This is a genomic window from Streptomyces sp. CMB-StM0423 (assembly GCF_002847285.1).
GTDB lineage: Bacteria > Actinomycetota > Actinomycetes > Streptomycetales > Streptomycetaceae > Streptomyces.
In genome coordinates, this window is the sequence record NZ_CP025407.1 from 4,243,610 (window position 1) to 4,260,144 (window position 16,535).

The window sequence follows — 16,535 nt, forward strand, 5'->3', positions numbered from 1 at the left end:
GGCGCGACGGGACGGGCGGGATCCGGCGGTGGGGTGCCGGGGCGGTCACCGCGGCTTGTCGTCGTCGCCGGGGGCGGGCTCGTCCTTGCCGAAGACGCGGTGCGTGGTGCCGCTCTGTTCGGTGCCGGGCTTGCTCTCGTGCGCGGTGCCGCCGGTGATGTCGCTGTGCGTCGTGCGGCCGGGGTCGGGCGAGGGGGACGTACGGGACGTACCGCCGGAGGCGCCGGATTCGCCGCCCTTTATGCCGGACGAACCCGAAGTGCCGGACGTGTCGCCGGACATGCCGCGCTTGTCGCCGTGCATCCCGTGCTTGCCGTGCTTGCTGTGCTTCTCCCCGTGCATGCCGTGCTTGCCGTGCTTGCCGTGTTCGCCGTGCTCGCCGCCGTGCATCTCCTGCTTGCCGCCGCGCATGTCCTCGTCGGACTTGTTGCCCATCCGGCCGGCGTCCTTGCCGTGGCCGCGGGCGTGCCCGTGGGTGTCGTGCTCCATGCCGTACTCGCGGCGCGTACCCGTCGTCTGGGCGGCGCGGTTGGAGACGTCGCCGCGGCGGCTGCCCGTGCCGGACTTCTTCGCCAGCCCGGCGAGGCCGAGCAGACCGGCCAGACCCAGCAGGCCCCAGTTGCTCGCACTGTCGCCCTTCGGGCCGCGCGGGCCCTGATCCTGCTGGACGGTGGTCTGGGGGTTGTCCGCCGGGGTGGCGGCGGGCTGCGCGCTCGCGCCGGTCAGGGGAGCCAGGGCGATGATCCCGGCCGCGCCCAGTGTTGCGGCGATCTTACGCATGGTGTGATCTCCCTTGAGAGCTGTGCCGACGGGCGTCTCGACGCGGCTCCCGCTCCGCGTGCCCGCGGCTCCCCCACACACCATGAACACACGCATTGCCGGTTTACGCGAGTTTTATCGCTTTTGCCGGATTTTTGCCCGACCGCGTGCGGAGTCAGCGGGCGAGCGCGTACGCGAGCGCTTCACGCAGGTCTGCTACGAGGTCCGCGGTGTCCTCGACGCCCGCGGAGAACCTGACGAAGCCCTCCGGCACCGCGTCCCCGCCCCACCGCCCGCGCCGCTCCGCGGTCGAGCGCACGCCGCCGAAGCTCGTCGCCTCGTCGACCAGCCGCGCCGCGCCCAGGAACCGCTCCGCCGCCGCCCGGTCCGGCAGCGTGAACGCCACCACGCACCCGTACCGCCCGGCGCGCATCTGGCGCGCGGCGAGCGCGTGCGCGGGGTCGGACGGCAGACCGGGGTGGCGCACGTCCCGTACCCCCGGCGTCGCGCGCAGCGCTTCGGCCACGGCGAGGGCGTTCGCCGCCTGGCGCGCGGTACGCAACTCCAGCGTCGCCAGCGAACGGTGCGCGAGCCACGCCTCCATCGGCCCGGGGATGGCGCCCGCGGTCTTCCGCCAGGTGCGCAGCCGGCGGGCGAGCGCGGGGTCGCGGGTGACGGCGTAGCCGAGGAGGACGTCGCCGTGGCCGGTGAGCGCCTTGGTGCCGCTGGCGACGGACAGGTCGGCGCCGAGTTCCAGGGGGCGCTGGCCGAGGGGGGTGGGCAGGGTGTTGTCGACGGCGACGAGCGCGCCCGCGGCGTGCGCGGCGGTGGCGAGGCGGCGGATGTCGCAGACGTCGAGGCCGGGGTTGGAGGGGGTCTCCAGCCACAGCAGGCGGGCGCCGTCGAGGAGATCGGCCTGGGCGTCGCCGGCGGTGGGGGCGGTGCGCACGTCGGTGCCGTGCTCCTGGAGAAGGGCACGGAGGCCGCCGGGGACGAGGTTGTAGCCGTCGGAGGGGAGGACGACGTGGCCGCGAGGCGCCCCCCCGTCCTGCGGCGGTCCGGGGACGGCCATGAGGACGGCGGTGATCGCGGCCATGCCGGAGGCGAAGGCGACGGCCTCGGCGGGGACGCCGGGGGACTCCAGCTCGGCGAGGGCGGCTTCGAGGCGGGTCCAGGTGGGGTTGGCGTCGCGGCCGTAGTCGTAGGGGGCGGCGGTGACGTCGCCGGGGAGGTGGTAATGGGCGGCGAAGACGGGGCCGGGGAGGGCGGGTTCGTACGGCTCGGGGGCGGGGAGGCCGGCGCGTACGACGCGGGTGGCGTCGGCGGTGTTCCGCGGAGGCGGGTCGGCGTGCGGGGTGTCGTCCGGTGTCATCGGCCGGCTCCTTTCAGGGCCGCGCGCGCCGCGGCGCCGCACTGCGCGCCGTAGCCGGCGCCGAACAGCGCGGCGTGCACGAGCAGATGGTGGAGTTGGTACAGCGGCACCCGGCCGCGCCGGCCGGGCAGCGGGCGTACCTCCTCGTACGCCGCGAGCAGCCGCCCGAGCTGCGGGCAGCCGAACAGCTCCAGGAACGCGAGGTCCACCTCGGGGTGGCCGCCCTGCGCGGCGGGGTCGATGAGGTACGCGCGGTCGCCCGCCGACCACTGCACGTTGCCGGACCACAGGTCGCCGTGGATGACGGCGGGCGGCTGCGGCGGGCCCGTGACCTCGTCGATCACGCCGCAGAGGCGCTCGACGGCGCGGGTGTCGGCGGGCGTGAGGGCGCCGTTGTCAGTGGCGAGGCGTAGAAAGGGAAGCAGCCGGTGCCCGGCGTAGAAGGCGGGCCAGTCAGCGGGGGAGGCAGGCGCATGTCCGGTGTGCTCAGGGGGTGGTTCCGGAGCCGGATCCGGGGGGCCGGGGGTGTCCGGTGTGCCCGGGGACGGCAGCGGGAGCGAGCCGATGTAGGCGGGCCAGGGGGTGCCGAAGGCGGCGGCGGGGGTGGCGTGCAGCGCGGCGAGGTCGCGGCCCAGCCGCTCGGCCTGCGCGGGGGCCGCGGGCCCCGGCTCGATCCACTCCAGCAGGATCATCCCGGGCTCCTCGCCGAGCACGGCGGGGACGGGGACGGTGCCGGTGTCCGTGAGGAGGCGCAGGCCGTGCGCCTCGGCGGCGAAGAAGTCGGCGGGCGCGCCGGCGCGTGTCTTGGCGAAGACGCGGCGGCCGTCGGCGAGTTCGAGGCGGTGGGCGGCGGAGATGTCCCCGCCGCCGACGGGGCGCGCGGCCCGTACGGGAGCACCGGCGAGCGCGGCGGCGCGGGCCCCGACGCCCCGGGTGGGGTCCCCGGCGCCCCGCGCGGCGCCGGCCGGCGGGGGGTTCACGGGCGGGCGGTGAGTTCGTTGCGTACGGCCTGGAGCAGGCCCTCGGCGGCGGTCTCGATCAGGTCCAGAGCCTCTTCGAAGCCGCGGGTGCCGCCGTAGTACGGGTCCTCGACATCGGTCAGGTCGAGGTCGGGCGCGAAGGAGAGCAGCAGCCGCACCTTCTCGGCGTCGACGGGCGTCGGTGCGATCTTCAGCAGCCTGCGGACGTGCCCGCCGTCCAGGCCGAGGACGAGGTCGCGTTCGGCGAACCAGTCGGGCGTGAACTGCCGGGCGGTGTGCGCCAGCTCGTAGCCGTGCCCGGTGAGCACGGCGGCGGCGCGCGGGTCGGCGGCTTCGCCGACGTGCCAGCCGTCGGTGCCGGCGCTGTCCACCTCGATCTCGCCGTCGAGCCCCGCCTCCGCGACACGGGCGCGGAAGACGGCCTCGGCCATCGGCGAGCGGCAGATGTTGCCGGTGCAGACGAAGCAGACGCGGAAAGGCGCGGGGAGGGGGCGTTCGCTCGTTCGCATGCGGTCCATCCTGCCTCAGCCGGGGCGCGGGCGCCCGGTGCCGGTGGCCGGTTCCCGCGCTGGTTCCGCGGTGCTTCCCGGCCCCGGAGTCCGCCGCTCCGGGCCCGTACCGGCGCGCGCTGCCGTCAGTCCCGGTCGAGGGCCATGCTCGTCGCCCAGGACACGATGCTGATCACCAGTCCGCCGAGCACCGCCGTCCAGAATCCGTCCACATGGAAGCTCAAGTCCGCTTTGTCGGCAATCCAGGAGGTGAGCATCAGCATCAGCGCGTTGATCACGAGCGTGAAGAGCCCGAGGGTCAGCACCAGCAGCGGCAGCGACAGCAGTTGCACGAGGGGCTTGACGATGAAGTTCACGACGCCGAAGATCAACGCGACCAGCAGCAGTGAGACGGCCTTGTCGGCGTTGTCGTGACCGGTCAGTCCTATGTCGGGGATCAGCCAGACCGCGACCGCGAGGGCGGCCGCGTTGGCGAGGGTTTTGATCAGGAAAGTCTTCATGGGTTGATCGTTCCAGAGGTAGTCGGGAGCACCATGGACGCGGAGGATGGAGCACGATGAAGGCATTCCGGCTGGACGACCTCGAGGCGGAGCGCCGTGCGAACGACGGAGCGTACCTGCAGTTCGTCCGCGAGCGGAACATGTCGGTGGGCCTCTACGCGCTGGACGCCGGAGCGCCCGATCCGCAGCAGCCCCATCGCCAGGACGAGGTCTACGTGATCATGAGCGGTCGCGGCTCCGTCACCGTCGGCGACGAGACCCTGCAGGTCGGCAGGGGCTGCGTCGTCTACGTACCGGCGGGCGTACCGCATCGTTTCCACCACATCACCGAGGATCTCCGGGTTCTGGTGGTCTTCTCTCCACCCGAGGCGTGAATCAGTCCCTCAGGGTCGCCTCGGGGTTCGTTCCGGGGTGGACCGGGGCAGGGGGCACTCCCATCCGCCCGCCCGGCGTCCTAGCATCGAATGCACCGGGACAACCCCGGCGTACCGGAGGAGGAATGACCGTGTCCGTGAAAGAGATCACCGCGGGACTGCCGTGGTGGGTGACGTGGGTGCTGATCCCGGCGATCGTGCTGGTGGTCTTCGGCAGCCTGATCATGGCGCTGGTCGGCTTCATCATCGGCCTGCTCTTCAAGGTGCTGCTGGCCGCGGCGCTGATCGCGGGTGCGATCTTCCTGGTGCGGAAGTTCATGACCGCGTCGTCGTCGAAGAACGACTGGTAGCCGACAGGGTCCCTCGTCTCCGGCGCTACCTCCGGCGCCGCCGTCCGCCGCCGCCCCGGCGGCGGGAGCGGCCCTCGGGAGGAGCCGCGGCAGCGCCGGAGCCCGTGCCCGCCCAGCCTCCGGGCCCCGCGGGGGCGCCCGGCCCCAGTCCCGGTCCTATGCCGGCTCCCGGCTGCGGTCCCGTGCCGGCTCCCGGATTCGGCCCTGATCCCGGCCCCGGCCCCGGTCCAGCTCCAGGGCCCGGCACCGTACGAGGAACCGGTCCCGTACCGGCACCCGGTCCCGTACCCCCGACCGGTTCGGCACCCGGCACTGGTGCAGGACCCGCCCCGTGGCGGCGGTCGGCCGAGACGACGAGCGCCGCGAGCCCCGTCGTCAGCGGCACCGACGCGACCAGCCCGATGCTGCCCACGAGGGTCCGTACGATCTCCTCGGCGACGAACTCGCTCGTCGCCACCGTGCCGACACCCTGGTCGGCGATCGTGAAGAGCAGCAGCAGCGGCAGCGCCGCCCCCGCGTACGCGAGGACCAGCGTGTTCACCACCGACGCGATGTGATCGCGCCCGATCCGCATTGCGGACGCGTACAGCTTCCGCCACGGCGCCGACGGATCGGCCTGCCGCAGCTCCCACACCGCGGACGCCTGCGTCACCGTCACGTCGTCGAGCACCCCGAGCGAGCCGATCAGCACCCCCGCGAGCAGCAGCCCGCTCATGTCGATGTCCGGGTACTGGGTGTGGATGAGCCCCGTGAAGTCGTCGGTGTTCCCGGTCAGTTTCGACCAGCCGATGAACAGCGAACCGAGCAGCCCGATCAGCAGCAGCGACGCGAGCGTGCCGAGGGCGGCCACCGACGTACGCACGTTGAAGCCGTGACACAGATAGAGCGCGATCAGCATGATGGCGCTGCCCCCGACGACCGCCACCACCAGCGGGTTCGACCCGTCGAGGATCGCCGGCAGGATGAACAGGATCAGGATCGCGAAACTCACCGCCAGCGCCGCGAGCGCCGCCAGCCCGCGCAGCCGCCCGACGACGACCACCGCGACCGCGAACACCAGCGCCAGCGCCGTCATCGGCACGGTGCGTACCACGTCGGACACGGCGTACTGCAGCTCACGCGGCGCCTTCGGCGAGTAGGAGACGACGAGTTCCTGCCCCACCTCGTACCGCCGGGACGCGTCGGGCGCGACGATCTCCGTGAAGGTCCGCCCGGCGTGCTTGCCCGACGTCACCTCGATCGTCGTCTGCTCGCACATCGCGTCCTGGTCGGGCCGCGGCTCGTCGGTGTCGCCACCGCCGCCCGGCGGCCCCTGCTCCTGGATCTGCGCGCCCACGTCCGCGCACTTCACCTCCTCGACCTTCGTGACCTTCGCCTGCTGCCGCTCCTGGTCGAAGCCGATGCCGCTGCGCTCGCCCGCCGGTTCACTCCCCGGCCACAGCGCGATCAGCCCGGCGAGCACCGCCAGCGCGAACGGGACGAGCACCGCGGCGATCACCCTGCGCAGCCGGTGCGAGGCGGGCGGGGCGGGGGCGCCGTGGTGGTGGCTGTGCGAATGTGTCACGGCCAGATCATCGCAGGAGTGCTCCTGCGCCCTCTTTCGTACCGGTGCGTGCAGCGGTTAGCGTGGTCGGCGAACTGCACACCGCGGGAGCTCGGAGCACCGGGCTGAGAGGGCGCTGACGGATCCGGATCCGGACCGAGGCTGCGCCGACCGCCGAACCTGTTACCGGGTAATGCCGGCGTAGGGAGTGGGTCTCCATGACCGTTTCGGATGCACGTACGCCCGCCACCGGGGACTCCGCGGAATCTGCGAAGTCTGCGGCGTCCGCGGAGTCTGCCGCGATCGGCTGGCACAAGGACCACCTGGAGCACCCCGCGCGGCCCGACATCAGGGTCCCGGTGCGGCGCGTGCACCTCACGAACGGCGACGACGTGACGCTGTACGACACGTCCGGGCCGTACACCGACCCGACCACCGACACCGACGTACGCCGCGGGCTCACCCCGCTGCGCGACAACTGGATCATCGCCCGCGGCGACACCGAGGAGTACCCGGGCCGCCCGCCCCGCCCCGAGGACGACGGCCTCAAACACACCTCGCCCCGCGGCGGTCTGCGCAACCTCGACGCCGTCTTCCCCGGCCGCCCGCGCCAGCCGCGGCGCGCCCGCGGCGCCGCCGTCACGCAACTCGCGTACGCCAGACGCGGGGAGATCACCGCCGAGATGGAGTTCGTCGCGCTGCGCGAGCGCGTCGAGCCCGCCTTCGTACGGGACGAGATCGCGGCCGGCCGCGCCGTGCTCCCCGCGAACGTCAACCACCCCGAGTCCGAACCGATGATCATCGGGAAGAACTTCCTGGTGAAGGTCAACGCCAACATCGGCAACTCGGCCGTCACCTCCTCCATCGAGGAGGAGGTGGAGAAAATGACGTGGGCCACCCGCTGGGGCGCCGACACGGTCATGGACCTGTCCACCGGCCGCAACATCCACACCACCCGCGAGTGGATCCTGCGCAACTCCCCCGTGCCCATCGGCACCGTGCCGCTCTACCAGGCGCTGGAGAAGGTCGACGGCCGCGCCGAGGAACTGAGCTGGGACGTCTACAAGGACACCGTCCTGGAACAGTGCGAACAGGGCGTCGACTACATGACCGTCCACGCCGGCGTCCTGCTGCGCTACGTCCCGCTCACCGCCCGCCGCAAGACGGGCATCGTCTCCCGCGGCGGCTCCATCATGGCCGCCTGGTGCCTGGCCCACCACCGGGAGTCGTTCCTCTACACCCACTTCGACGAGCTGTGCGAGATCCTCGCCGCGTACGACGTGACGTTCTCCCTCGGCGACGGCCTGCGCCCCGGCTCGATCGCCGACGCCAACGACGAGGCGCAGTTCGCGGAGCTGCGTACGCTCGGCGAACTGAACCGGATCGCGAAGTCCCACGGCGTGCAGACCATGATCGAGGGCCCGGGACACGTCCCGATGCACAAGATCAAGGAGAACGTGGACCTCCAGCAGGAGATCTGCGAAGAGGCCCCCTTCTACACCCTCGGCCCCCTGGCCACCGACATCGCGCCCGCCTACGACCACATCACCTCCGGCATCGGCGCGGCGATGATCGCCTGGTGGGGCACGGCGATGCTCTGCTACGTCACCCCGAAGGAACACCTGGGCCTCCCGGACCGCGACGACGTCAAGACCGGCGTCATCACGTACAAGATCGCCGCCCACGCCGCGGACCTCGCCAAGGGCCACCCGGGCGCCCAGGACTGGGACGACGCCCTGTCGGACGCCCGCTTCGAGTTCCGCTGGGAGGACCAGTTCAACCTGGCCCTGGACCCGGACACGGCCCGCGAGTTCCACGACGCGACCCTCCCGGCGGAGCCGGCGAAGACGGCGCACTTCTGCTCCATGTGCGGCCCGAAGTTCTGCTCGATGAAGATCAGCAGAAACATCGCGGAACGCTTCGGCTCCGACGACCAGGCGGAGCTGACCGCGGAGGAGATCGAACGCGGCATGCTGGAGAAGTCCAGGGAGTTCGCGGCCACGGGCAACCGCGTCTACCTGCCGTTGACCGACTGAGCCCGGCGGGAGGGGCAGGAGCTCTGCTCCTGCCCCTCCCGCCGGCGTGTGTCCGCCGAGGGACCGGGGACGCCGCCGTAGCCGGCGCCGAGAACAGCGTGCCGGCTACGGCGGCGTCTCGTACGAAGCGGTCGGGGACGTGGACGGGCCGCAGGCGGCAACCGGGAGCTTGCCAGGCTGCGTTCCCAGCACCGCCGGGACCGCGCCGCTTCGTGAACGTGTGCCGGGGGCGGTTCGGTGGTGACGTGCCCGCGGGTGCCGCGGCGGAGGCTGCCGCCGGGCTCGTGTGCCCGCCGCTTCTCCCGGTACGGTAATCCGGCGCCGATCCCGGAGGACGACAGGGCGTTCCACCCGTGCGAACGAGTACATGCTAAGGAGTGCCAGCATGGAGGTAACCGCCGGGACCCTGGCTGCCAAGGCAAAGGACGCAGCTAGAGCAGTTCCGGGCCATAGCTGCACAGGCCCGTCAGATCGACCTGCTGCTGGATCGCATCCCAAGCCGGGATCGCGCAGATGTGATCTTTGAGAGAGATTATGCGGAGGCCATCCTCACCCGGCGGCAATCGTTCGTCGTTGGACCTCGGAGGGATTGCACATCGCGAAAGGCCGTTGGAGATCGCCGGCTTGAGGGATCTGGAAGGCGAATTCGATGCGCGGATCTCCTCGGCTCGCACCCGCAATCCGCGGTGCCCGCCGCGACCCTGAAACCGGAGCCCGTGCCGGATCCCGCGCCCCAGCCCGTGCCGCGCGGCGCTTCGCCCGGGCTGACGCCGCGAGGGTGGCGGGCCGCCGGCCGCCTGGTCGGCAACTGCGCCGGGCTCAGCTTCCTCGTCCCCGGCCTCCTCGCCGTACTCGGCACGATCACCGCGATCGCGGTCGCCCTCGCCGCGGGGTGACCCGGCGGCCGGTTCGCCGGTACGCCCGGGGCGTACGCGCAGCGGAGCGAGAACCCGCTACATCCGGTCCGCCGCCCGGAGATACAGCCCCGCGAGGCGCGGCAGGCGTTTGTGCATCTCCCCGTCGTCGTCGAAGTCGAAGTCCTCCCCCATGTCCGGTGCCGCGCCGCCCTCGCCGTCCGCCGGCCGGTACTCCGCCCACGCCTCGTGGAAGGCGTCCCTGCTGCCCGTCAGGCGCTCGAAGGCGGCGCCCGCCGCGTAGTTCACTTCCTCGTGGAAGAGGACCTCGTCGTGGCCGTGCCGCGCGGCCTCGGCGACGGCAGGGTGCTCGGCGAGGCTGTCCGGCGCGGCCGCGGCGCGCTCGTACCACTTGCGGCCGAGGGAGATCACCCCGGCGCGGAAGTCCATGAAGCTGTCGTCCGAGCAGCCCCCGCCGATGAGATACGCGGCCGCCCACACGTCCCAGCGGTACAGGGCACCGTGCACCTCGCCGAACCGCTCCGCGTACGCCAGGATCTCCTGCCGGGGGAGCCCCGCGAGGAGTCCCACGAGCGCCTCGTCGAAGGGCACGCCGTCCGCCGCCGCGGAGGAGCGCGCCGATTCGACGAGGTGCCAGAACCGGTCGATGTCCATGTCCCGTACTGTGGCACCCCGCACTGACATTCCGGTCTCATCCCGTAAACGCGTTGCACGGCCGCGGCCGGCGTGGGACATTGGCCGCCGTCCGCGCGCCCGCGGACACATCCGCCGGCCGTCCGCCGGCGCACTCACGGTGAGGAACGAAGCCTTTGATCCCGGCGCCCGTCAGCGGCCGCCGTCGGCGCCGAGTGGCCCGCCCGCTTCCGTAGCGGAGCCGCCCGCTCTCCCACGCCGGACACGCCCGTCCCGTACGGCGGCCCCACGCTCTCTTCTGTCTGCGCACGTCAGAGACTTCGTGAGGTCGATACCACCGTGGCTACCCCCATGGACAAGCAGGTCCAGAACTTCGCCGTCGCCAACCTCCGCCGCCGCCCCGACGTCGTCGAGACCGGCGGGTTCGTCGCCGGCTTCGCCGTCGACACCGACAGCCCCTACCTCAACTACGCAACCCCGCTGCCCGGCACCGCCCCCACCTCCGCCGACGTCGCCGCGCTCGTCGGCGCGTTCCGGGAGCGGGGGCTGCTGCCGCGGCTGGAGTTCGCGCCCGGGGCCGCGCCCCGGGTGGAGGGGGCGCTGCGGGCGGCGGGGTTCGGGACGGAGGCGGTCCACGAATACCTCGTCTGCACCCCGCACACGTACACCGATCCCCTGCCCGGCGGCAATCGCCCGAGGGTGGAAACCCCCGCCACCGAGGCGGAGTTCCGGGCGCTGGACGCGGCGCTCGCGGAGGCGTTCGGCGGTGCGTTCGCCGCGTCGGCGGAAGGCGCGGCGCGGCTGCGGCGGCTGGGGGAGGACGGCGGGGAGGTGCGTTTCGTACGGGCCGGGGACGGCGGTTGCGCCGGCGGCGCGACGTGCTCGCCGCGGGCGGAGGACACCGCGGAACTCGCCGGCGTCGGTACCCGCCCCGCGTACCGGCGCCGCGGCGTCGCGGCGGCGGTGACCGCGGCACTGACGGAAGCGATGTTCGACCGCGGGGCGGGATCTGTGTGGCTGGAGTACTCCGGCGCGGGCTCCCGCGGCACGTACACCCGCGTCGGCTACCGTCCCGGCGGCACCCGCCTGTACGTCTCCCTGCCTGACTGACCCGGGGGCCGGTGGCCGGGAGGCCGGGGGCTCAGGTCTGGGGCGGGCGCATCAGGTGCAGGTCCTCGCCCCAGGCGTCGAGCACACCGCCGTGTCCCGCCCGCCGGGCCGCCGGCTCGACCCGCGCGAAGACGGCGCGCTGCAGGCCCGCGTCCCCGGTGCACGTGATGCGGTCCACGGCCGCGGGCAACTCGTCGCCCGCCCAGCCGGGCAGCGGGTGCCGCGCCAGCTCCCAGCACAGGTACTTGTTGTACGGGCGCGGGCGGCGCTCCAGTGTGAAGAGCAGCTCCAGCAGGTGGCGGGCGCTGTCGGCAGCATCGAGGCGGGCGGCGAGGGGGCGGCCGTCGCGGGTGTTCTTGACGGAGCGGTAGAGGGAGTTGGCGTACGCGTCCAGCAGCGCGGCGGCGTCGCGGTGCGCCTCGTCGGCGTCGAGCCGCGCGGCGGCGGCGAGGACGCGGGCGATGCCGCCGCCGAGGCGGTCGAGGACGACGCGGGCGCGCGCGAGGGCGTAGCGCTCGAAGCCGGGCGCGCGCCCGAGTTCGCGGAAGCCGGCGAGGGGGAGGACGAGGAGGTCGAGGGCGGCGGAGCGGTGGCCGTGGAGGCGGGTGAGGCCACCGGCCGTACCCTCGGCGAGGACGACGTACAGGTCGTGGTCGGAGCGCTCGGTCGCCATGCCCTCGTGGGCCTGGGACCCCTTGAGGACGAGGCCGACGACGGCGGGGTCGGCGGTGGCGCGGGCGACGAAGTCGGTGTAGGCGAGGGGGTGCTGCTGCTGTTCGGCGGTCATGCGGTGGTCTCCGGAGGGATCGGGGCGGGCAGGCCGGCCGGGCGGCTCCGCGCTGCCGGGAGCCGCCCGCGTCGTCCGCGGCGGGCCCGCGGCCACTGGCCGCGCCGCGGCCGGTGGCCGGCTGCCGCCGCCCGGAAGATCACCTCACCCCGGGACCGTACCGGGGGCGGGGCGCGCGGGTCACGACTCCGGGCGGGCACGGGGGCGTGACTCCGGTCAGAACTCCGCCGGTCAGAACTCCGCTCGTCAGAACTCCGCCGGTCAGAGCTCCGGCTGCCAGGGCTGGACCCGGAAGTCGCCGGTGCCGCGCTTGACCTTCTCGAACGGCGCGGAACTCACGCACGGCGCAAGGTCCTTGTCCTCCACCGGGCTGCCCGTGCCCGCCCAGCTGTAGCCGAGACGGTCGTTGCGGCCCTGGTCGTGGACGGTGACGCCGACGCGCAGGCCCTTCGCGCCGGGGAGGTCGGTGTCGGTGATGACACCGGAGACGACGGCGACCCTGCCGCCGGTGACGAGGCAGTCGACGTCGGCCTCCGCCCACGCGCCCTCGCCGCCGAGGTAGTGGCTGAAGCGGAACGTGCCGGTCGCCTGGAGGGGGTCGTCGTTGTGCTTCGCGGCGAGGCGGGCGTCGAAGGAGAACGTGATGTCGTCGCCGAGCGACCGGGTGAGCTTCGCGGTGCCGGTCAGGGAGGCGGCGGGCCGTTCCCCGCGGTCGCCGCTCCAGGCGGTATCTGTGCTGTGAAAGCTCTTGCCGCCGCGGTCGTCGGTGCGGGAGTCACCGGCTGCGGCGGCCGTACCGGCGGTGGCCGTCGCGAGCAGGGCGGCGGAGAGGGCGACGGCGCGAAGGCGGTTGCTGCGTACGTGGCGCAAGAGAACTGCTCCTCAAGGGCTGTTGGCCCGGACGATCCGGGTGCCAGCAGCCTCGCCCGCGGCGGAGGCGCGCCGCGTCAGCCCGCGGCGGCAAGCGACGTACCGCCGTGGTCTGCCTCACCAACCGTTACGGCTACCTCCCCGGCATGACACGCTGTACCTGACCAGGGCAGGCTCCCGGCCACCGGCCGCGGAACCACGTCGCGGCGCCGGGAGTTCCCCACGGAACCACGGTGCGCAGCCCGCGGTCCGTCGTACGCCACCACAACCACAGCCGCAGTCCGACCGCATCGGAGAGGGAACGAGTCCATGGCCACCGCACCGCTCGCCAAAGGCGCCAACCTGCCCGTCGACGCCCCCGCGGTACGCGCCGAACTCTCCTGGTCCGAGGGCCCCGGCGTACCCGACGTCGACGCCTCGGCGCTGCTGCTCACCGCCGCCGGCCGGGTCCGCGACGACGGCGACTTCGTCTTCTACAACCAGCCGCAGCACACCACCCAGGCGGTCACCCACCTCGGCAAGCAGCAGGCCGGCGGCCGCTACACCGACTCCGTCGAGGTGCTGCTGGACTCCCTGGGACCGGGCATCGAACGCGTCGTCCTGTGCGCCTCGGCCGACGGCGGCACCTTCGGCCAGGTGCCCGGGCTGTCGCTGCGGCTCCTGGACGCCGCAACGGGCGCCGAACTGGCCCGCTTCGACATGGAGGCGACGACGGAGACCGCGTTCGTGGGCGGCGAACTGTATCTGCGGGGCGGCCGCTGGAAGTTCCGCGCGGTGGGCCAGGGCTACGCCTCCGGACTCGCCGGCCTGGCCACCGACTTCGGCATCACGGTCGACGATTCCCCACCCTCTCCCTCCCCCGCCCCACCCACCCCGTCCCCAGCCGCCCCGCTCGCGGCCCCGGCGGCACCCCCGCCCGTACCGGCACCCCCCACTCCGGCCCCTTCCCAGCCGCCCTCGGCCCCGCAGGCACCCATGCCTCCGGCCCCTGCGCCAGCGGCGCCCGTCCCCGCCCCGCAGGCACCCTTCGCGGCGCCACCTCCCGCGCCCTACCCGCCGACTGCCCCCGCCGCCGCGCCACCCGCCCCGGGCACACACCCCGCACCGGCACCTGCCGCCTCACCCGCCGCGTCCGGCGGGCCGCGGCTGGTCAAGGGCGAGGAGCATCTGCCCGTCGACATGCGCAAGCGGCTGTCGCTCCGCAAGGAACAGGTGGCCATCAGCCTGCGCAAGCACGGGGCCGCCGATGTCTCCGCGCGCGTCATCATCGTGCTGGACGCCTCCGGTTCCATGACCCGCCTCTACGCCCAAGGCGTCGTCGCCGACGTCGTCGAGCGAATGGCCGCGGTCGCCGCGGAGTTGGACGACGACGGGGCCATGCAGGCGTGGACGTTCGCCTCCCATCCGGCCCGGCTTCCGGACCTGCACCTGGGTGACCTTCCCGACTGGCTGCGACTGCATGTGCGGGTCGGGCAGCTCGCTCTCTTCCGCCCCCGCAAGAAGCGCAAGGGCCTGGAGAACGGCCAGGTCGACATGCGGACGGTCGGTATCCAGAACGAAGAGCAGAAGGTCATCGCCGAAGTCCGCGCCTACGTCCGCGAGGACCCTGCCCCCGATCCCACACTCGTGCTGTTCTTCTCCGACGGCGGTGTCTACCGCAACGCGGAGATCGAGCGCGAGCTGCGCGAAGCGGTCGAGGAGCCGATCTTCTGGCAGTTCGTGGGCCTCGGAGCCTCCGACTACGGCGTACTGGAACGGTTCGACAGCCTCGGTGGCCGCCGCGTCGACAACGTCGGGTTCTTCTCCGTCGACGACATCAGCGGACTTCCCGATCCGCAGCTCTACGACCGCCTCCTCTCCCAGTTCCCCGGCTGGATCACCGCCGCCCGCCGCGCACGCATCCTCTGACCTTCCTCACCCCCGACTCGGCCAAGGGGCAGCGCCACTCGGCGTCCCCTGGCACGCCCCCGACATCACGGCATCCCGCTCGACGCGCCGGTCCGGCCTCCCGGCCCGGCGCGATCGCCTGTCCCCGCGGCCCAATCCGCCGAGCGGCCCGCCCCGTTCGGGCCGCCGGATCGGTCAGCGGGCGGCCCCACCCGTGTGGGGGACGAGCTCGGCTATGACCGTGTCCCACAGCTCCGGGGGTGGCATCTGGTGGCCCATCCCCTGCAGCGGTACGAGCCTGGCCCCCGGGATCTCGCGGGCGAGCGCCTCCCCGTGGGCGTAGGGGAATAGGGGGTCGTGCGTGCCGTGGAGCACGAGCGTCGGCGCGGTGATGTCGCCAAGGGACAGCGGGGCCTCCTCATTCCCATCGTCGAGCAGCCAGTGGTTGGCGGCCGCGGCGGGGACGGGACTGCGGTCGAAAGCCCGCCCGGCGACGCGGCGCACGCGCTGCTCGTCGACCGGGATGGCGCCGGCGAAGGTGTGTTCACCGGCGATGAAGTAGGAGATGACCGACTCGCGGTCCGACCAGTCCGGCCCCGGCTGCGGCTCCGCGAACTTCCGGGCCAGTTCGTCGCTCATCGGCGGCAACTCGGGACGGTCGGGCCCCACCGGCGCCGCGGGGCTCGTGGCGATCAGCGTCAACGAGGCGACCCGGCCGGGATGTCGCGCAGCGATGGTCTGCGCCATGCCGCCGCCCATCGAGACGCCCACGAGGTGCGCGGAGCCGCGGCCGAGTGCGTCGAGCAGCCCGACCACGTCGGCGATCAGATCCTCGCCGCCGTACGTCGGCGCCCCGACCGGGAACGTCGTGGACCGGCCCGTATCGCGCGTATCGAAGCGGACGACGTACCGCCCGGCCGCGGCCAGGCGTGAGCAGAAGCCGTCCTCCCACCAGTCCATCGACGCTTCCGCGCCCCCGATCAGCAGGATCGGCGGATCCGCGGTCGCGCCGAACGTCTGCGTACAGATTTCCACCTCCCCGACCCGCACCAACCGCTCCGCCTCGGGCCGGACTTCCGCCGTGCCGTTCATGACTCGCCTCCCTCACCTGGCTTTCCCGAAGGCTACTACATTTCTCGAAGTGTGTGCTACATTTTTCGTAGCGAAATTCGGGAGCGTGGGAGGAGCGCGGAGATGGCGAGGGACGGCGGCGACGAGAGGCGGACTTACGGGCAGGCGTGCCCGATCGCCCACGCGCTCGACATGATCGGCGAGCGCTGGGCGCTGCTGGTCGTGCGCGAGCTGCGCCTGGGCCCCCGGCGCTACGCGGACCTTCAGGCCGCGCTCCCCGGCATCGGGCCCAGCGTGCTGTCCCAGCGCCTGCGCGACTTGGAGCGGTTCGGCGTGCTCGCCCGCCGCGCGCTGCCGCCGCCCGCCTCGGCGAAGGTGTACGAGCTGACGGAGTGGGGCAGCGAGCTGGAGCCGGTCTTCGCCGCGCTGCGCACGTGGGGGCTGCGCTCCCCGGTGATACCTCTGGAGGGGGTGCTGACCTCCGACACCGTGCTGCTCGGGCTGCGTGCCTTCTTCCAGCCGCAGCCGCACGCGGCGTGGTCGGCGAGCTACCGCATAGAGCTGGAGCGCGAGGTGTACCGGCTGGAGGTCGCCGACGGCGAGTTGACCGCGGTGCGGCGCGGCGAGGAGCCGCCGTTCCCGGACGTCGCGGTGACCACGGACCACGACACGCTGCAGTCGGTGCTGTCCCACGAGCGCCCGCTGTCCGAGGCGGTCGAAGCGGGAGAGCTGACGGTCGAGGGTGACGGGGACGTGATGGAGCGCCTGGTGGAGGCGGTCCAGCGGAACTGAGGCCCCGACCTGCTGCCTTACGTCAGGCAGGCGCCTCGGTCGCCTCCCCGGTCGTCGGCCTGACGCCGGCTCGCCAGACGCGTTGTC

17 protein-coding genes are annotated in these 16,535 nt (G+C 73.1%); 7 read left to right on the forward strand and 10 right to left on the reverse strand.

Going from position 1 to position 16,535, the window contains the following annotated elements; translation table 11 throughout:
* Positions 1 to 45: 45 nt before the first annotated feature.
* The 5 genes from CXR04_RS36475 to CXR04_RS18445 all read right to left on the reverse strand — a co-directional run bounded on the left by CXR04_RS36475 (position 46) and on the right by CXR04_RS18445 (position 4,120).
* A complete protein-coding gene (locus CXR04_RS36475; protein ID WP_101423476.1) occupies positions 46 to 780 on the reverse strand; it encodes a WGxxGxxG family protein in 735 nt (244 codons plus the stop codon).
* Between the two features lie 154 nt (positions 781 to 934).
* Positions 935 to 2,131: a cystathionine gamma-lyase gene (locus CXR04_RS18430; RefSeq protein ID WP_101423477.1), complete on the reverse strand. Its 1,197-nt coding sequence runs from the start codon at positions 2,129 to 2,131 to the stop codon at positions 935 to 937.
* The gene (locus CXR04_RS18435) at positions 2,128 to 3,111 is read right to left on the reverse strand and encodes a fructosamine kinase family protein (protein ID WP_101423478.1); all 984 of its coding nucleotides are present in this window, start codon (positions 3,109 to 3,111) and stop codon (positions 2,128 to 2,130) included. Before CXR04_RS18435 ends, CXR04_RS18430 begins: the two co-directional genes overlap by 4 nt.
* Positions 3,108 to 3,629: a low molecular weight protein-tyrosine-phosphatase gene (locus CXR04_RS18440; protein ID WP_101423479.1), complete on the reverse strand. Its 522-nt coding sequence runs from the start codon at positions 3,627 to 3,629 to the stop codon at positions 3,108 to 3,110. The genes CXR04_RS18435 and CXR04_RS18440 overlap by 4 nt, the downstream gene beginning before the upstream one ends.
* 116 nt (positions 3,630 to 3,745) lie before the next feature.
* Entirely contained in the window at positions 3,746 to 4,120 is a 375-nt protein-coding gene (locus CXR04_RS18445; protein ID WP_101423480.1) for a phage holin family protein, read from the reverse strand.
* Positions 4,121 to 4,176: 56 nt separating this feature from the next.
* Here CXR04_RS18445 and CXR04_RS18450 point away from each other — a divergent pair, with 56 nt between their 5' ends.
* Positions 4,177 to 4,494: a cupin domain-containing protein gene (locus CXR04_RS18450; RefSeq protein WP_101423481.1), complete on the forward strand. Its 318-nt coding sequence runs from the start codon at positions 4,177 to 4,179 to the stop codon at positions 4,492 to 4,494.
* A 137-nt stretch (positions 4,495 to 4,631) separates the two neighbouring features.
* A complete protein-coding gene (locus tag CXR04_RS18455) occupies positions 4,632 to 4,844 on the forward strand; it encodes a DUF5326 family protein (RefSeq protein WP_047020110.1) in 213 nt (70 codons plus the stop codon).
* Between the two features lie 25 nt (positions 4,845 to 4,869).
* Here the strand turns inward: CXR04_RS18455 and CXR04_RS18460 are convergent, their stop codons facing one another.
* Positions 4,870 to 6,408, reverse strand: coding sequence for a YibE/F family protein (locus CXR04_RS18460; protein ID WP_101423482.1), 1,539 nt, complete (start codon positions 6,406 to 6,408; stop codon positions 4,870 to 4,872).
* A 197-nt stretch (positions 6,409 to 6,605) separates the two neighbouring features.
* On the opposite strand from CXR04_RS18460, the gene thiC reads away from it, so the two are divergent.
* Complete coding sequence (gene thiC / locus CXR04_RS18465; RefSeq protein ID WP_101423483.1) at positions 6,606 to 8,423, forward strand: phosphomethylpyrimidine synthase ThiC; 1,818 nt, start codon at positions 6,606 to 6,608, stop codon at positions 8,421 to 8,423.
* 716 nt (positions 8,424 to 9,139) lie between these two features.
* Entirely contained in the window at positions 9,140 to 9,319 is a 180-nt protein-coding gene (locus CXR04_RS18470; RefSeq protein WP_159072343.1) for a hypothetical protein, read from the forward strand.
* Between the two features lie 57 nt (positions 9,320 to 9,376).
* Here CXR04_RS18470 and CXR04_RS18475 read toward each other — a convergent pair whose 3' ends face one another.
* Positions 9,377 to 9,952 carry a DUF4240 domain-containing protein gene (locus CXR04_RS18475; RefSeq protein ID WP_101423485.1) on the reverse strand — a complete coding sequence of 192 codons (576 nt, stop codon included), beginning with the start codon at positions 9,950 to 9,952 and terminating at the stop codon, positions 9,377 to 9,379.
* A gap of 330 nt (positions 9,953 to 10,282) precedes the next feature.
* Here CXR04_RS18475 and CXR04_RS18480 point away from each other — a divergent pair, with 330 nt between their 5' ends.
* Positions 10,283 to 11,041 carry a GNAT family N-acetyltransferase gene (locus CXR04_RS18480; protein WP_101423486.1) on the forward strand — a complete coding sequence of 253 codons (759 nt, stop codon included), beginning with the start codon at positions 10,283 to 10,285 and terminating at the stop codon, positions 11,039 to 11,041.
* A 31-nt stretch (positions 11,042 to 11,072) separates the two neighbouring features.
* On the opposite strand, the gene CXR04_RS18485 is transcribed toward CXR04_RS18480, so the two are convergent.
* Both CXR04_RS18485 and CXR04_RS18490 read right to left on the reverse strand, forming a co-directional pair.
* Positions 11,073 to 11,828 carry a hypothetical protein gene (locus CXR04_RS18485; protein ID WP_101423487.1) on the reverse strand — a complete coding sequence of 252 codons (756 nt, stop codon included), beginning with the start codon at positions 11,826 to 11,828 and terminating at the stop codon, positions 11,073 to 11,075.
* Positions 11,829 to 12,089: 261 nt separating this feature from the next.
* Positions 12,090 to 12,698: a Repetin gene (locus CXR04_RS18490; protein WP_101423488.1), complete on the reverse strand. Its 609-nt coding sequence runs from the start codon at positions 12,696 to 12,698 to the stop codon at positions 12,090 to 12,092.
* Between the two features lie 309 nt (positions 12,699 to 13,007).
* Between CXR04_RS18490 and CXR04_RS18495 the strand changes: the two genes are divergently transcribed.
* The gene (locus CXR04_RS18495) at positions 13,008 to 14,606 is read left to right on the forward strand and encodes a VWA domain-containing protein (RefSeq protein WP_101423489.1); all 1,599 of its coding nucleotides are present in this window, start codon (positions 13,008 to 13,010) and stop codon (positions 14,604 to 14,606) included.
* Positions 14,607 to 14,780: 174 nt separating this feature from the next.
* Here CXR04_RS18495 and CXR04_RS18500 read toward each other — a convergent pair whose 3' ends face one another.
* Complete coding sequence (locus tag CXR04_RS18500) at positions 14,781 to 15,677, reverse strand: alpha/beta fold hydrolase (RefSeq protein ID WP_101423490.1); 897 nt, start codon at positions 15,675 to 15,677, stop codon at positions 14,781 to 14,783.
* 102 nt (positions 15,678 to 15,779) lie between these two features.
* On the opposite strand from CXR04_RS18500, the gene CXR04_RS18505 reads away from it, so the two are divergent.
* Positions 15,780 to 16,448 carry a winged helix-turn-helix transcriptional regulator gene (locus CXR04_RS18505; RefSeq protein WP_101423491.1) on the forward strand — a complete coding sequence of 223 codons (669 nt, stop codon included), beginning with the start codon at positions 15,780 to 15,782 and terminating at the stop codon, positions 16,446 to 16,448.
* Positions 16,449 to 16,535 lie beyond the last annotated feature (87 nt).

What these genes read in the sequence shown, in the direction of transcription:
- CXR04_RS36475 (WP_101423476.1), bottom strand. Translation starts at nt 780, where the DNA reads ATGCGTAAGATCGCCGCAACACTGGGCGCGGCCGGGATCATCGCCCTG.
- CXR04_RS18430 (WP_101423477.1), bottom strand. Translation starts at nt 2,131, where the DNA reads ATGACACCGGACGACACCCCGCACGCCGACCCGCCTCCGCGGAACACC.
- CXR04_RS18440 (WP_101423479.1), bottom strand. Translation starts at nt 3,629, where the DNA reads ATGGACCGCATGCGAACGAGCGAACGCCCCCTCCCCGCGCCTTTCCGC.
- CXR04_RS18445 (WP_101423480.1), bottom strand. Translation starts at nt 4,120, where the DNA reads ATGAAGACTTTCCTGATCAAAACCCTCGCCAACGCGGCCGCCCTCGCG.
- CXR04_RS18450 (WP_101423481.1), top strand. Translation starts at nt 4,177, where the DNA reads ATGAAGGCATTCCGGCTGGACGACCTCGAGGCGGAGCGCCGTGCGAAC.
- thiC (WP_101423483.1), top strand. Translation starts at nt 6,606, where the DNA reads ATGACCGTTTCGGATGCACGTACGCCCGCCACCGGGGACTCCGCGGAA.
- CXR04_RS18475 (WP_101423485.1), bottom strand. Translation starts at nt 9,952, where the DNA reads ATGGACATCGACCGGTTCTGGCACCTCGTCGAATCGGCGCGCTCCTCC.
- CXR04_RS18480 (WP_101423486.1), top strand. Translation starts at nt 10,283, where the DNA reads ATGGACAAGCAGGTCCAGAACTTCGCCGTCGCCAACCTCCGCCGCCGC.
- CXR04_RS18485 (WP_101423487.1), bottom strand. Translation starts at nt 11,828, where the DNA reads ATGACCGCCGAACAGCAGCAGCACCCCCTCGCCTACACCGACTTCGTC.
- CXR04_RS18495 (WP_101423489.1), top strand. Translation starts at nt 13,008, where the DNA reads ATGGCCACCGCACCGCTCGCCAAAGGCGCCAACCTGCCCGTCGACGCC.
- CXR04_RS18500 (WP_101423490.1), bottom strand. Translation starts at nt 15,677, where the DNA reads ATGAACGGCACGGCGGAAGTCCGGCCCGAGGCGGAGCGGTTGGTGCGG.
- CXR04_RS18505 (WP_101423491.1), top strand. Translation starts at nt 15,780, where the DNA reads ATGGCGAGGGACGGCGGCGACGAGAGGCGGACTTACGGGCAGGCGTGC.